Annotated in this window: 12 protein-coding genes and 1 tRNA gene; 8 read left to right on the top strand and 5 right to left on the bottom strand. The window is 33.6% G+C overall.

Going from position 1 to position 16,172, the window contains the following annotated elements:
* Positions 1 to 95 precede the first annotated feature (95 nt).
* The gene (locus RINTHH_RS03740; RefSeq protein WP_008233099.1) at positions 96 to 506 is read left to right on the top strand and encodes an MAPEG family protein; all 411 of its coding nucleotides are present in this window, start codon (positions 96 to 98) and stop codon (positions 504 to 506) included.
* A 169-nt stretch (positions 507 to 675) separates the two neighbouring features.
* A complete protein-coding gene (locus RINTHH_RS03735; RefSeq protein ID WP_008233098.1) occupies positions 676 to 1,167 on the top strand; it encodes a YajQ family cyclic di-GMP-binding protein in 492 nt (163 codons plus the stop codon).
* A gap of 393 nt (positions 1,168 to 1,560) precedes the next feature.
* Here the strand turns inward: RINTHH_RS03735 and RINTHH_RS03730 are convergent, their stop codons facing one another.
* Entirely contained in the window at positions 1,561 to 2,025 is a 465-nt protein-coding gene (locus RINTHH_RS03730; RefSeq protein WP_008233097.1) for a hypothetical protein, read from the bottom strand.
* Between the two features lie 1,468 nt (positions 2,026 to 3,493).
* Here RINTHH_RS03730 and RINTHH_RS03725 point away from each other — a divergent pair.
* Positions 3,494 to 4,201: a tetratricopeptide repeat protein gene (locus RINTHH_RS03725; protein ID WP_008233096.1), complete on the top strand. Its 708-nt coding sequence runs from the start codon at positions 3,494 to 3,496 to the stop codon at positions 4,199 to 4,201.
* Between the two features lie 3,349 nt (positions 4,202 to 7,550).
* Positions 7,551 to 9,641 carry a single-stranded-DNA-specific exonuclease RecJ gene (gene recJ, locus RINTHH_RS03715; protein ID WP_081606221.1) on the top strand — a complete coding sequence of 697 codons (2,091 nt, stop codon included), beginning with the start codon at positions 7,551 to 7,553 and terminating at the stop codon, positions 9,639 to 9,641.
* Between the two features lie 32 nt (positions 9,642 to 9,673).
* Here recJ and psb30 read toward each other — a convergent pair whose 3' ends face one another.
* Positions 9,674 to 9,796, bottom strand: coding sequence for a photosystem II reaction center protein Ycf12/Psb30 (gene psb30 / locus RINTHH_RS10360; RefSeq protein ID WP_008233088.1), 123 nt, complete (start codon positions 9,794 to 9,796; stop codon positions 9,674 to 9,676).
* 158 nt (positions 9,797 to 9,954) lie between these two features.
* On the opposite strand from psb30, the gene RINTHH_RS03710 reads away from it, so the two are divergent.
* Complete coding sequence (locus RINTHH_RS03710; RefSeq protein WP_044304557.1) at positions 9,955 to 10,326, top strand: YkgJ family cysteine cluster protein; 372 nt, start codon at positions 9,955 to 9,957, stop codon at positions 10,324 to 10,326.
* A gap of 1,074 nt (positions 10,327 to 11,400) precedes the next feature.
* Here RINTHH_RS03710 and RINTHH_RS03705 read toward each other — a convergent pair.
* Together RINTHH_RS03705 and psbX are read right to left on the bottom strand one after the other, a co-directional pair.
* Positions 11,401 to 12,339 (bottom strand): Ycf66 family protein, encoded by a 939-nt coding sequence (locus tag RINTHH_RS03705; RefSeq protein ID WP_008233086.1) that lies wholly within the window; start codon positions 12,337 to 12,339, stop codon positions 11,401 to 11,403.
* Between the two features lie 255 nt (positions 12,340 to 12,594).
* Entirely contained in the window at positions 12,595 to 12,714 is a 120-nt protein-coding gene (psbX, locus tag RINTHH_RS03700; RefSeq protein WP_008227405.1) for a photosystem II reaction center X protein, read from the bottom strand.
* 256 nt (positions 12,715 to 12,970) lie between these two features.
* Between psbX and RINTHH_RS03695 the strand changes: the two genes are divergently transcribed.
* The gene (locus RINTHH_RS03695; protein WP_008233085.1) at positions 12,971 to 13,264 is read left to right on the top strand and encodes a YggT family protein; all 294 of its coding nucleotides are present in this window, start codon (positions 12,971 to 12,973) and stop codon (positions 13,262 to 13,264) included.
* Positions 13,265 to 13,414: 150 nt separating this feature from the next.
* Here the strand turns inward: RINTHH_RS03695 and accC are convergent, their stop codons facing one another.
* Positions 13,415 to 14,758 carry an acetyl-CoA carboxylase biotin carboxylase subunit gene (gene accC / locus RINTHH_RS03690; protein ID WP_008233084.1) on the bottom strand — a complete coding sequence of 448 codons (1,344 nt, stop codon included), beginning with the start codon at positions 14,756 to 14,758 and terminating at the stop codon, positions 13,415 to 13,417.
* 429 nt (positions 14,759 to 15,187) lie between these two features.
* Between accC and RINTHH_RS03685 the strand changes: the two genes are divergently transcribed.
* Together RINTHH_RS03685 and RINTHH_RS03680 are read left to right on the top strand one after the other, a co-directional pair.
* Positions 15,188 to 15,268 (top strand) — tRNA-Leu (locus tag RINTHH_RS03685).
* 169 nt (positions 15,269 to 15,437) lie between these two features.
* Positions 15,438 to 16,019 (top strand): chorismate lyase, encoded by a 582-nt coding sequence (locus RINTHH_RS03680; RefSeq protein ID WP_008233083.1) that lies wholly within the window; start codon positions 15,438 to 15,440, stop codon positions 16,017 to 16,019.
* Positions 16,020 to 16,172: the final 153 nt, after the last annotated feature.

The following is a 16,172-nucleotide window of genomic DNA, read 5'->3' as shown; positions in this document are numbered from 1 at the left end:
GTTTATGTATCTACAATGACCAAGCAATTTGGTAGTTGTAATATTTATTAATAAGTAGCCATGAACATTTTACTCTTTGGTGTTTCTATTTCTCTATGTTACTATCTTCACCTGTGATTCTAATTTATTCAGTTGTTGCTGCTGCCGCACTTATTTATGCACCTTTTTTGATAGTAGTATATGCCCGTTTTCTAATTGGGTATAATATTTCAGCTCCTCGTGCTATGTTTGACAAACTACCAGCTTATGCTCAAAGAGCAACTTGGGCGCATGAAAACTCTCTAGAGGTCTTCATGGTGTTTACTGCATCTGCATTGACAGCATATATAACGGCAGTAGATAATCCATTGACAGGATTGGCTGCAATTACTTTTGTAATCACTCGTTTTTTATACTCAGCTTTTTATATTTTGAATCTACCAATGTTGCGTTCTTTAATGTTTGGTATTGGCTCTTTGGGCACGGTAACCTTATTTGCCTTAAGTATAATGAAAATTACCCATTAATCATTTAGAGTGTAATACTATTCACACTTGCTTTTGATTGTTCTAGTTTCACGATGGTGCAATTCCTATAATTACTAGAAAAGATTATTTGATGTGTTTAACACTGTTGGCATATCACAACATAAAAACACTATGAGACTCAGATGACACATACAATTCGGAGTTTATTATGGCTTCAACCTATTCATTTGATGTTGTCAGTGATTTTGATAGACAGGAATTGGTAAATACAATTGACCAAACTGTGAGAGATATCAAGAATCGTTACGATCTAAAAGATACTAAAACTAGTTTAGAGCTAGGGGAGGAGACCATTACTATTAGCACCAATAGTGATTTCACCCTAGATGCTATACAAAAACTGCTTCGAGAGAAGGCAGCGAAGCGCAACTTGTCTCAGAAAATTTTTGAGTTTGGGGAAATAGAGACAGCTAGTGGTAATCGGGTACGTCAAGAAGTTCTCCTGAAAAGAGGAATTAGCAAAGATAATGCCAAAAAAATTTCTAAGTTGATACGCGATGAATTCAAAAACGTGCAAACTTCCATTCAGGGAGATATTGTGCGCGTTACTGCGAAAAACAAGGATGAGCTACAGGGGGTAATCCAACGATTGAAACAAGAAGAACTACCTATTGTTTTACAATTTACCAACTACCGCTAATTTTGAATAAATTATGTCAACTAATTATTTGCGGTTCATGATTAGGTATAGACATTTTATAGTCTGATAACTGCTATTTTACTGATGGTAAATAGTCTTTTGGAAAAAAGGAAGTCTTCTAATTCTTTTGTATATAGCATGCATCTAAAATAAAATCTGGACTTAGTATGAGGGAAATGACATTGACAGAGGGATCAAAGTACAATGCCTAATAAACTAGAGCAGTTTTTCAAAAAAGGCTTGATTAACGGAAATGTTATCTAGTGGTTTCACAAGTTTGAGAATTTTGTGTTTGCCCATATACATACCCCGGGACTAAAATTTAAATAATAAATTACCAGCTATGAGTACCATCATAAGACGTTCATACTTTATGGGTCATAGTCTTGTGTATTAAAGTGTCTTATGGGTGTTAGGGTGCTGTTTGATATTATCGTCTCTAGTAACAAGCCTGGACTGATTCAGTAGCCGTTTTCGCTCAATTGAGTAGTTGAGCTCAGTATATTTTGTTCCTATAGGAATAAGTTTTGCGACTGATCCCTTTCGTTTGTAGGTACGAGTAGCTGCAAGTGCTCTTTGTTGAAATTTCTCCCCCAACTTAGCATTATTTGGAAGTTCGAGGGAAGACAGTTGAGCGTTTGTGCTGAGGACTTCACCTATAGTCGTAGCATAAGCAAGTTTATAGGAGGTTGGTATACCTCTCAAAATAACTTCTAAAGCTGCAGATGGTATAGGTTCTATTACTTCTACTTGGTGAATTTCTCCATCCTCTTTAATAAAACAAGTTGCCAAACCAATTACAAGGTAATCACTGGTAGTTAAGTCATTATTTTCATTAGAAAGAATTTTTGTGGTCATGGGATTTCGTATTTTATATTTCAGATTATTTGACTATTCTGCAGGACAAGACTGTTAAAAGTTTTTACCAACATCCATCGGCAATAGTTCAGACTAAGGTAAGTCTTGTGAATTTGCTCAGTTCTCAGTGAGTACAAGGATTCTTTCCAGTTTGTTTTTGATATTCTTAGCTGTTTTCTCTTCAAATACGACTTACAAATAACAGATTAATTCTGACAAAAATTTCTGTAAAAGTAAATGATTTAAGCTATATGTAAATTCTAGTGAGGATTTTTTCCTCTTGACTTTTTCTGTGAACCTTAAGCAAGATGTTTCCTTATATGCCTATGTATTTATACTTGATCATTATATATTAGGGAACATGTTTTAGCTTATGAGTTGATACTATTATGTAATTCTATTCATTCTGCAAAGCTAACTTTGTATTGATTTTGAAAAAAATTCTATTACTTAGTACTAGTGGGAAGTACAACAAACATCGAAATTGCAACCCATACCTTAATGAACTCAGTTCTCATTTTTGATTCTTTTATTCTTTGGGTAAATACTATCAGTAATATTTTACTGGGATTACGATATTATTCTTCTATTTATTAGCTTGAAGAAAACACAAATAAATTTTGATCGGCATATAATACAAATATACTTGCTGCTAGATTCTCATAATTATGAAATTTTCTATAACGAGCTTTTCTTAATTTTACCTATTCTGAAAACTAATACCCCTCTATTTTTATCTATTATTCCTAAGTATTTGTGAGTAAGTGTTGGGTGCATAAAAATGAGAATTTTCGATTTACAAATAATCAATATATCAGTCTCGTCAAAACTTTTAATGATTTCTTACATAATCCTTAATTTATTTTTCTATTAATACTATTGTATTAGCAAAAAATGTTTTAAAATCTCTTGCTATCTATGCATATATTATCTGCTCTAGCAATAGCCATAAAAAGACATATAAGGACTATATATATGAAAAATAGAGTAAAAATAACTTATCTCTGGGATTGATTAATTTAGCTTTTGATAATTTTCCAAAACTATATTGAGGTAGAAGAAAATTTAATATTTTTTAAATAGATAGTACTGAGAAGCACTAATGTGGTAATCAAAATTATTTTCTGCGCAATTAAGTAATTTCACTTATGAGTGATTTTTAATTCAATACTTGTTCAATGTTTAGAATTTTTCTATCTGGATACTATAATCTTCATCCCCTGAACAACTCTAACATTTTCCCATTTTTCCAATATATGGTAGGAGTTAAAATCTATCCATAGGTTCTAATATCAGCAGTGTAAAACTCTAAAATTCTCTTAATTGTATTGGGTAATATCAACAGTAGCCACTCTTTTACAAGCATGAAATAATACGGGTATGACGCAATCAATATTAGGGTGCTACCAAAACGACGATCAAAATAGTTGGTTTCAAACAGAGAGCAATGAGCTCAGGGTAGGAAGATATGAAGAGTCAATCATTTTTTGTATTTGGAGAACCACAGGAATACCGATGCAAGTCTGTACTCAAAACCACTAGTATCATCCAGAAATTCTATCCCTGTACTGAGGATGAAGTCATAATTGCTGATCAAGACTTGCGAACTTGCGCGCTAGAATCTGCTCAAAAAGGAGACTATACTAATGCGATTGCGCTTTTAAGTCTTTTGATTAACCGCCATCCCCAAAATGCGGTTGATTATAATAACCGAGGACTTATTTATTTTCAAAGTGGTGATCCTCAAAGGGCTTTGTGTGACTATAATATGGCTCTAAAGTTAGATCCAAAACTTGCATCGGCATATAATAACCGGGCTAATTATTATGCTGCTTGCGGGGAATTAGCCATTGCAATTAATAATTATAATCATGCCTTGGACCTAAATCCAAGCTATGTTCGTGGTTGGATTAATAGGGCGATTACTTTGCGTGAACTTGGAAACTATGCAGAAGCAATTGAGGATTTAGAAGTAGCATTATTATTTGGTCAATTAGAAAGTCGTATTTTTGCGGAAAGAGGGCGAACTTACGAAATTTGGGGAGATTGGAATTGTGCAATTGCTGATTATCAGCGTGCTATAGCTACTATTGATACTGGAAACCAGAGAAGTCAATGTTCTAATTCTAGTCTTCGTCTACAGGTAGAAACTTGGTTAGATAAACTAATAAATTAATTAGATGAAGTGAAAAAGAAGAAAATATAAATATTACTTACGTAGGTGCTATAGTTTAAAAAATTAGTGGCGAATAGATGGTAATTAAATGACTGTTTATATATAAGGTCATTTAATTACCATCTATTCGCCACTAATTTTCTTATTTTTTATCGGAAGGTACAGACGTTATTTGAATAGCTACCTTATATCTTGATCCTATTAAATATTTCTCTTGTGATTATTTATCATAGACTTCTACCCAAAAGAATTTCTAAGTTGAAAGTAACAACTTAAATTAGGATTATACTCATATTATAAATAGATTCGTTTATATAAAAAATACCCATTCTTACTTAGTTATGTTTTTTCCTAATCTACCTATATCAGAAACCTAAATATTCTCAGCATATTTGCTAGGAAAGGAATTACACTATTTTTAAAAGCCAAATAATGCTCTTAGATGACGACTAAATTTTTCCTGATATAGCATTAATAATCAATCTAATTGCTTAGATAGATATATAATTAATTAACGCAAGAATTAAGGAGTGATTATTTCAGGGCGAGAAATAAAAAATTACCATAGTATTATTAAGACTATGGTCTCATAACCTGTCAATAGTTTGAAACAACTTAGGTGTAGGCAAAAGTAATTATACTGGTATTTGTATGCCTATGATACATATTACTGTTACAATCACTAACATATGTAAATCCTATATTGTCATATTTTGTTGTTTTATTATATAAATATTATGTAAGTGCTTAATTAGTGCAAAAGCCAAGATAGTTATTGCTGATGATATCAGCGTAAGGTTTTCATTTAACCACTCACATTCGATAGATCCTTAGTAAATAATGCTATCTGAACAATATAAAGTCTCATGATAATAAAATTTATAGGCCAGTATGTTCCGATATTAGAGAGGTAGTATATTTAGCAGTATGAAATTCAAAGAAAAACCCTCTCCTACATTTCAAATAGCCAATAAGCAGTAGGAATAAAATATTTATCTTTTGTAATTATGGCAGCAAGAGTAAACTCAGATTTCCTATCTATACTACTAGGGGACAATAATCCTATAATAACATAATAGTCAAGTAAATGTTTGATAAATAATATACTGGTATATACTAGTGCAGTATCGATATATTTTAGGTTAAGGAACATGGCTATATTATTGATGTTACCTATTATAGTAGGTTAATTACCCTCACAAATGAATTTGCTCTCCGGAAGTAGAATCTTCTATTTTCTAGGATTTGGTAGGAAATTATAGTATAGCTTTTTGATACTTTTCCAATAGCAACTCGCAGATCTATCAAATTTGAACGGTAATTCCGTAAGAAGTAATGATAGGGTTATTTAATATTTTCCTTTCTATCAGTGGCCTAGTATGTTGCAGTTAATAAATGGTATTTATGGATAATGAGACGGGTAGATTGTGTGTTAAATCTATAAATATACAATCTAAAAATAGAATTGACTTTAAGTCCTAATATTTCCGTTTATAGATGCAACATATAGTTATCAAGATATATAATTCAAATTTAAATATGCCTTTGCTCTTATAAGCTTATAAGGTAACTGCAAACTTAGCAGAGAATCTAGTCAAGAGCTGAATGATGTAATAGCCACTTCAGGCATTATTCAGTTTAGTGAAATCATGAGTAAAAACCTATCTGGCATAGTTATGCACTTTTTTTAAGGAGTTTAGCCTTTGAGCAAGAGGAACCTGGAGACGCAGATTATAATTTATCCTTACTTGAGGATTTGTTAACAACATAACCAAATAAAAGCAATAGAAGGCAATGAAATTATATAATTATTCATACAATCATGATATTGTACGGTTAAGTTGCACTGACTTTATAAATTACAGATGTAATACTATAAATGATAGTGGTTGCTTATTTTTTTATGTTGCAAATAGTACCTATGGAAACTTAATAATTTTCGTATAATACATATGAAAAATCACTACGGACCAATAATCAGATTTATTTATGAATGCTTAGTATGTGCTTTTATTGGAGTTACACTATGGTACTGGATTTTTGTATAAGATAATTTAATTTATTCAGCAATTTATTTAGAATTACTAGCCAATCTACATTTTACTAGGTAATAGGTACTGGTAAACCGATATTCATTTTAGATAAAAGCCCACATTCATAAACATTATGACCTGAAATTATTGATGTATGAATAGAACTAATTACTATATATCTATTTTATCTTGGTCTAGCAAATTAATCAGACAAAAGTAGTAGGCAATTACTTGTAATTAACCCTTAGAATAAAACATCTGAAAGCTTTTTCTATTCTTCATTCCATATAATGTAAATTTGTATTCTTCTCTCTTACTTTTAAGCCTTGATTTAACATTAAATTTGTCCTGTTTTACCAAGATATAATATATGCGATTTTATGCATATATTATATCTCTATTTTTTATCACATTTCTTATAAAATACTCAATATTGATAGTTGCACTTTAATGAGAATTCTTATAAAGATATAAACTATGGTCTTGGCTGTGATCGTATTGAGAGTCTGACTCTAAGTAACTAGAATATCCAATTGTAAGTTATTACCGTGAAATTATTGTATAATAGTGGAAACTACAATATAAAAAAGTTTGTAATTATTGGATGATAGTACAGTTACAAATCAGGTGGAGAATATGCTTGTTATTATTAGCACTATGAGTTTATGAAATCAATATTCACTCATACAGTTGATAATCTAAGAAAGATTACTAGTTTTTAGATTAAGTAGATATGGAAATATTGTGTACTAAGAATTATCATGACTATTTACGAGGAGTAGCAGGTGGTGCACTTGATGGTATTACGAATTCAATAAAAATATATAATACCTGGTAACTGTTGTTATAGTTGTGCTTACTGTGATTTCAACTAAATTTTCATCCAGGCTGATTGAATTCATATCAGGTTAACTTACGTACATACAGATCATTAATCATTAAAAAAATAAATTGCATAAATAATTCATTTCATTTTCAGCACTATTTTTACAAATACAAAAGTAACAATGCTATTGTGACATACTAATTGGAACTAGAATAATAGTAAATATCTCTCTGCTATTATTTTGGTATAAAAGTTTTTAACTCATCAAACAAAATCCTTAAATATTAAATTGTATGTAAACCCCGGCCCTGAATGTTTGCAACAAATTAACTATACTATGTAAGTGCTGATTGAATAATATGGAAAATTTATTATTCTAGATACTAATACTCTTAGGTATTAACTTTCATTTTAAAATATAATAGTTTGCCGTAAGTTTATAATATTTTTTGAAGATGAAGCCATCACCCCAATTGATATAACTGTACAAGTGAAAACCCAGAAAAATTTTCCTAACCAGCGTTGGCAAATATATCCTCAAAAAGAAAAATTGGCACAAGAACTAGCAGAAGTAGTCAATTTATCTCCTATGGTCTGTCAATTACTGATTAATCGCGGAATAGAAACCCAAAAACAAGCAACGTCATTCTTAAACCCAGAGTCTATACTTTTACCTTTACCCCTAAATGAATTTCCTGATCTAGCTACCAGTTTAGACATATTACAAGAAGCAATCACTTACCAAGATAAAATTGCCATCTGTGGTGACTATGATGCTGATGGAATGACAAGTACTGCACTATTATTACGTTGTTTGCGCTGGTTGGGTGCAGAAGTAGATTACGCTATTCCTAGTCGTATGCATGAAGGCTATGGTATCAATAATAGAATTGTAGAAGAATTTGCACAAGAAGGAGTAAAACTAATCATCACGGTAGACAATGGGATTTCTGCATTTGAATCTGTTACTAGGGCGAAAGAACTGGGTCTAAAAGTAATTGTCACCGACCATCATGACCTTCCTGAAGAATTACCACCCGCAAATGCTATTCTCAATCCAAAATTAATTAGCAAATCTTCACCTTATTATGGAATTGCTGGTGTTGGGGTTGCTTATATTTTGGCAGTGTCGTTGACACAAAAAATGGGGGATGATTACAAAAGTTTATTAGAGCCTATGCTGGAATTATTTACTTTGGGGACAATAGCAGATTTAGCACCTTTAACAGGAGTAAATCGTCGTTGGGTAAAACGTGGCTTACAAGGATTACCCAAATCTAAGCTACCTGGAGTTCAGGCTTTAATTCAGCTTACAGGAGTAACTAATCATGTAAATAATAAAATAGGGGAGCAAGGAAGAATAAAAGCTGAAAATAATTATTTATCCCTCAAGCCTGATGATATTGGCTTTAGATTAGGACCAAGGATAAATGCTATTGGGAGAATCAGCGACCCGCAAATTGTCATTGACTTATTAACTACTGATGATACAAGAATAGCCTTAGAAAAGGCACTTCAATGCGATAATACTAACCGTCAGCGTCAGGAAATGTGCGGGGAAATCGAAAGAGAAGCAATCGCAATTATAGATACTGAATATCTACAATCTTTACAAGAAGATAAAGTAATAGTTGTTACTTCACAAAACTGGCATCATGGTGTAATTGGCATTGTTGCCTCTCGATTAGTAGAACGTTATGGTATTCCCGTGTTTATCGGTACCCATGAAGATGAATATCATATTCGTGGCTCTGCAAGGGGAATAACTGAGTTTAATGTTTTTGATGGATTAGAGTATTGCAAGGATCTATTAGTTAAATATGGAGGGCACAAAGCTGCTGGAGGGTTTTCCCTATCTGTAGAGAACTTGACAAAATTACGATTACGTCTAAGCGACTTTGCAAATCAATGTCTAAATACAGACGACTTGAAACCACTTCTAAAAATTGACACGCAAATACATCTGCATCAAATTACCCGGGGTTTTTATGAACAGCTCTATTCTCTTGAACCTTGTGGAATTGGAAACCCCAACCCCATATTCTGGACAGCAAATGTTAAAGTCCTAGAGCAGCAAACTGTGGGCAAAGAGCATATTAGATTAACAGTGGTAGAAACTATTGGCAAGCACCAATGTCAATTAAAGGCCATTGCTTGGCGTTGGCGCAATTATTTGCCCTTAGCACCTTATCTTAATATTGCATATAAACTAAGGGAAAATACCTTCAATGGAGATCATAGTATTGAGCTGGAACTTTTAGGGATAAACATACCTGAAACATCAGTCTCGCATGATAATCCCAATAGAAAAAACACCATATACTTCAATTATCAACAGCGCTTTTACACTTGTGGGGTGTACAAGCATGGTGATATATCCGAATTAAGGATAAAAAATACTGGGGGCAAGATATTAGCAGTTCAGCTGGACTCACCACTGTTAAACAACCCTCGGAATTCCATCGGCTTATTGGGGAGTAACCGACAAGAAGCGCAAGAAGTTGATATTTCTCAACCCCCATATAAAAGTATTATCAGAGCTGCACTGATGGCCTTATCAAACTTGACTTCTAAGGACTAACTTTATATTTATTTGCCTAGAGCCCATAAGTCTTACATGTCACCATTGCGAAATGCCAACACGAAAATAACCACAGGACCAGCTAACATTATCAATGATACAAACAGCAGTTGGAAAATAACTTCAAAGTTGATGTTAACTAGAGCTTCAAACATTTCTTTTCCTCATACTCCTATAAACATTTATTTACTCGGTAATTAACCCCAAAGACAATAATATCTGTCTGTAGGAGGTGTATTTTAATTTACTTAATAAAAGTATAAAAGAATGAAGCATAATAGTAAAATCCTGAATATTAGCAAAGGTTAGTAATATGGCAACTTGGCAATGTGTAAAGTGCTGTGGAGCCTGCTGTAATCTAAGTCTAGAGGAACGTCCAGATATTTGTGATTACTTGTCTCCGAAAGAGTTGGAGTTATATCTGAGTATGATAGGGGAAGGAGGATGGTGCATTAATTTTGATCATAATACTAGAGAATGCAATATTTATTCTAACCGTCCCCGTTTTTGTTGTGTTGAACCAGGAATATTTCAGGAAATGTATTCTATTAAATTGGAAGAATTCAATGATTTTGCCATTGAATGCTGTCATCAACAAATTGAAGGAGTTTATGGTTGGCAGAGTATGGAAATGTTACATTTTGATAATAATGTGAGAATTAGAAAAGCTATATCTTCTTCATGAATACGTTTCCATACAGGTAAATATTTATATTTCAATGTGATTGTGAGAATGACTAACTCAGATCTGGCTAATTATGTTGTAGGTTGCTCCCTACACTATTAGTTATTTCAGTCAAGTTTTCCTAATTTTTTTACCGAAGATTTAATTAACTTGATTTTGCATTGTATGATTTGCAATAATTATTAGACTTAATTTTATATTTCCAAGAAACTTTTCTAGAAGCACTCAGTAGTTGAAACTCAGATGTTAAATACTATAGCTTCATTGAAGTATTTCTTAAATACTTAATTTTTATATTTTTTTAAGTTTGAGTAACTTAGTACTGACGGGATTTTAGCTTGATTAATTAAGCTGAAAACTTCTCGACCAATAATTGCAATGTTAGCTTAATTAGTTGAAATTTTCTATGTATAATTGCTGCAAACTCTATGCAAGAAACTTTTCTCGATTTATGACTACAGATTATTTAATAATCATAAAGATTTTCAAATAATTGTGTTTATCAGTAATTTACCCACAATTGATGTAAGCATAGCTTGGTATCTTTATTCAGTCATAAGAAATTTAACAGAGACAAAAAACACCATGGAGGAATCATCGCTTTCAGTCATAGTCTTGAAACTTTACCCTGAAATAATAAGTTTTGAATTAGTTTAAATAATTTATTTGTGTAAAGATTCATGAGTTAAGTGAAGATTTGACAATTCTGAGAAGAATTTTCCTATACATTTCCAATCGCTAAGTACGAGAGCTACTCTTAACAAAGAAAACAACTTGATGTATCTTTAGGGGAGAAGAATCTCAATTGTTAAAACCTTATGAAGTAAATGACGAATAAGAATAATTTGTTATTATTTTGTTGGGGAGTATAAGCAAACAATTGCATGTCTATATTATTTAATGTAATCTTTTTTCAATACATTAAAATTGCTCTTATTAAATATTTAGACCCCAATTATTTTGCCTTTGGGGTCTAGTTTTAGGTATAATCTAATCGCTCGTTTTTACATCCACTATTTAACATTTTCAGCTAGATGAATTCTAAATTACTAGAGCTACATGACCAAAGATGATTTACAAATCATCATCTATATTAGTTGAATTGTCGGATTCATTCTCTGAAGTTTTAATTGATTTATACTCTACTGGCACAGCATAATCATCTGCCATTGTCGGAGTTGGGTATTCTTCTGCAGGTAGACGGTAACGTTTTCTGGACTTGTTAGCTATCTCTTCCCCACTAGGGTAGTATTCCGAATGCTGGGATGGATTGCTGCTATTGCGTCTATAAGATTTTTTTCCTTCTCTTCCTCTTCTTTCGTCTTTGATGGAATTATCTAAGTCATCATCAAATCTATAAACAGAGCTGCTCCAATCACTATTATCCGACCTTTCTGAATACCTTTTATTGGAGCTGACAGGATTCCTTCTTTTTGATTTAGAAGGCCTCTTGCCCCAAATACTTTCAGAATAAACAGAGGCTTCGCCATCATAATAGTCCTTATCAACACGAGATAAACGACCATCCTGACTACCAGGAATTCGAGCACGAGGGCGTTCATCCTCATGATAATAATCCTCATCATATGGAAGAGATTCTAATTCTGCTTCTACCTCTGCACGATAACCAGACTTTCTGCTATATCTATAATTACTGCTAACAGGTCTTTCATCATCCACTATTTTGGTATTGCGTTTAGCCTGTTCTGTAGCTATTCCCCGCAAACGAATACTTTCAAATGCGAAGTATACGGTAGTCCCGACTAACAGTAGCTGTCCAAACTGTAAAATTGGGTCTAGACGCCAACCTTGAAATATTAGAATAAAACCACATAGCAACCCCACCGCAGCAAAAAAGATATCCTGATCACGTGATAGCTCTGGACGAACAGAACGCAAAAAGTACAGAGATGCCCCAGCTACGGCCAGGAATATACCTAGAATGCTGGCCGAGTTAGTCCCAAAATTTACCTGAGCCAAAATATTGGCTGAGTTCAGCCCGAAAATTATCATTTTTCTTCCCTAATATACAGTCTATACTAACTACCCAAAATTAAAATTACTACTATCGCTATTAAATAATATTAAAGCTTCAAAGCATTAAGCATGCCTTGAAGCCATTGACTAGAGATAATTTAGTTCTCAATTCAGCAAAAAATAAATAAGACACATATGTTCTTAATACAGATGTATAAAGCATTTTGCAGTTGACTAAATTTTCTAGCTATGAATTTGACTGTAAAATTTATAATCCCAATATTTCAAGTATTATAAGCGTCTTATCTTATCCTTTTGGCTAATAAAAATCAATGCCACTGTTGCAGGAATTACAACAATTGCCGCTCCCCAAACAAGACTCCAGAGAAAGTTTGCTAAAGAAGGTGTCATGATAACTCAACCTTTTTTTACATCTTCCATCTTATTCTAATTGTCTATTACATCCTTGGGAAGCGGAAAACAAAGATATTAAAATTAATAACTGGGGTATTAACTTTGTAAGGCTAACTTATACCAACATGGGAAAAAATGGGATATAAGAAGAGTTTTGGTTAGAATAGAAAATATTGGGCTTTACAAAGCTTAATTTTATATGGACTAACAACAATTTTAATTTCAGAACAAAGAAAACAAAGCTAGATACATTATGAATGCGACCACTATTACTACTTGGACACTTGGCCCCATTTTAGCTTTGATGACCTTACTATTTATTTTACGGATAGTTTTAACTTGGTATTCCCAAGTAAATTTAAAACAGTTGCCTTTTATTATTGTAGCCTGGCCTACTGAACCATTCTTAATTCCCTTGCGTAAATTAGTACCACCTTTAGGTGGCGTGGACATTACCCCAGTCATTTGGGTGGGGATTTTTAGTTTGCTACGAGAAATACTCCTGGGTCAACAGGGATTAATCACTATGCTTACCCGCTTACAATGAAGTAGTAAATAGCATTTACACTTGGTTATCAATAGATAAAAAGTTAAAGGCTCAGAATTTATAACCTAGGTACCAAAATTATAGATAGATTTTGGGAATTTCTGCTATTTTGACTTTTATCCAAAATCCAATCTCTAATCTAACTTCTAATTAATTCATCATTTCTTGCACAAAGTTAGTATAAACTTGCCCTGTGAGGAAATGGGGATTTTCCATGATTTTCTGGTGGAATCCAATGGTTGTTGGTAATCCGGTAATAGCACATTCTCTTAAGGCTCGTTTCATCCGATTAACAGCTGTAGAGCGGTCAGGGCCCCAGACCACCAGTTTACCAATCAAAGAGTCATAGTATGGAGGAATCTGGTAATCAGTATACACATGTGAATCGATCCGTACTCCTGGACCACCAGGTGGCAAATAACCACTGATCCGTCCTGGTGCTGGACGAAAATTATGCTCTGGGTCTTCAGCATTAATCCGGCATTCAATGGCATGACCAGTTAAGTTAACTTGGTCTTGTTTCAATTTCAGCTTTTCTCCTTGAGCAATTCTAATTTGTTCTGCAACTAAATCAACCCCAGTAATCATTTCTGTAATTGGATGTTCTACTTGAATCCGGGTATTCATTTCCATGAAATAAAATTGACCATGAACATCTAGTAAAAACTCAATAGTCCCGGCTCCGGTATAGTTAATAAATTTAGTAGCTTTGACTGCTGCCTCTCCCATTATTTGACGTAGTTCTGGAGTAAGGGCAGCACTAGGTGCCTCTTCTAAAAGTTTCTGGTTACGACGTTGGATTGAACAATCCCGTTCTCCTAAGTGGATAACACTACCATAACTGTCTGCCAAAATTTGAAATTCAATGTGCCGTGGACATTCAATAAATTTTTCCATATAAATATTGGAATTGCCAAAAGCTGCATCTGCTTCCCCTTGTGCAGCTTGTAGGGATGGTAATAAATTCTTTTCCTCGAGTACTAAACGCATTCCTCGCCCACCACCACCAGCGGTAGCTTTGATCATTACTGGATAACCAATTTCTTTGGCAACACTAATTGCCTCGGCCTCCGATTCCACCAACCCATTACTACCTGGAACCGTAGGAACCCCTGCTCTTTGCATCGTTTCTTTGGCGGTGGATTTATCCCCCATTAAATAAATTGCCTCTGGAGTTGGACCAATAAAGGCAATATCATGATCTGCACAGATTTCGGCAAACTTTGCATTTTCTGACAGAAAGCCATAACCTGGATGAATTGCACTAGCATTACGAGTTAAGGCAGCAGCAATAATATTGGGAATGTTTAAATAACTTTTACCGCTGGGAGGTTCCCCAATACATACAGCCTCATCTGCTAACTGCACATGGAGAGCATCCCGGTCAACAGTCGAGTGGACAGCAACAGTTGCAATTCCCATCTCTTCACAAGAACGGATAATGCGTAAAGCAATTTCTCCTCTATTAGCAATTAATATTTTATCAAACTTCATTGTTTCGTATTCTAATGTCTAACCTGTTAAATTTACGTCCTCTCTTCATTTCACAGACTATTATGAAATGAGACTAGCAAGTCTGAATTGCCATAAATTAAATTACTTTGTTGATTCTATAAACTTTGTTTGCTTTTAAGTCAAAAATGAAATTCCTCACTTCTACTCACTTTCCAAAACAGATCACTAACATTCTAATTATCTTGACTTATTTTATGAGCTATTTATTTTGATAATTTACTCATAAGGACTATGTTAAAAATTAAATAGCCATATATACAATCACCCATTTTTCTCAGTTTGATGGGAGGACTCCATAAATTTTGTATATTCAAGCATACTTAGGTTTAAATATTTGCAAATATTTAAACCTAAGTATGCTTGAATATACATTTGTCGTGGTACATGCTATAATTAAACAGCTACTAGGCGGATGTGGCGGAATTGGTATACGCGCACGTTTGAGGGGCGTGTGGCTTTGCCTTGCGAGTTCGAGTCTCGCCATCCGCATTGTTAGAAATTTCATTAGTTATCTTATGGCATTGATACTTTTCGTAAGAAGTATTCTGTTTTTCCAAGAATTATGTGTTAACTTGAATTTAATACTTCTCCTATGTAGAAAATGGGAAGTCTAATTTTTTGGAGAAAATCAACTGTAATTTATACAGCAACATATTAATTGGAAACACCAACAAAGTGGCATCGTTTGACTTCAGTCTGGCAAGGGGGAGAGGAAGTAGTTCAACAAGGATTACCCCATTCTCAATTGTCACCTTCTTGGCAATTACTCCTTTTGGGTGATGGTTCGCCGACAAGACACTTACAGTTGTTAACTAGGGAAACTACAGAAGTAGATGTGGTTGATATGTCTTTAATTGGTATGGATTTGGATGGTGCTCCAGAATTAATAGAAGCCCTCCCAGCCCCAAGATTAAGGAGACAAGTATGGCTATGTACTTCTTCAGGTCAAAGACTAGGTTATGCTAGCTCCTGGTGGGAAGCTTCTCATGTAGATGAATATTTACAAAATCGTTCATTACCAATTTGGGCTAGTCTGGCTAGAATCCGTACTGAACTATATAGAGATATACAGGGAATTTATTGTGGTTACTCTCATGCCTTAGAAATGGGTTTTGGAGAAACGGGGCCTTTTTGGGGTCGTCATTACTTGTTTTGGCATTATGGAAAGCCATTAACATTAATCTATGAGGTGTTTTCCCCTTATTTAACTAACTATCTGGGCCCTACAAGTTTAGGGTGAGGTCAATAATAATATATTCACTGTATATATATTTGTTATTGTCATTAAGTATATTACCATTTAGAAGTTTCCCAAATTATCATAAGGCATTCAAATAAAATATTAGGTATTGGAGTGAAAATGAAGTTAGTTGTTAGTAAACTCCTAACTTCT

The organism is Richelia intracellularis HH01, assembly GCF_000350105.1.
In the GTDB taxonomy this organism is placed as follows: Bacteria; Cyanobacteriota; Cyanobacteriia; order Cyanobacteriales; family Nostocaceae; genus Richelia; species Richelia intracellularis.
Note: the sequence above shows the minus strand (reverse complement) of the source record. Positions and strands in the feature narration are given on the sequence as shown.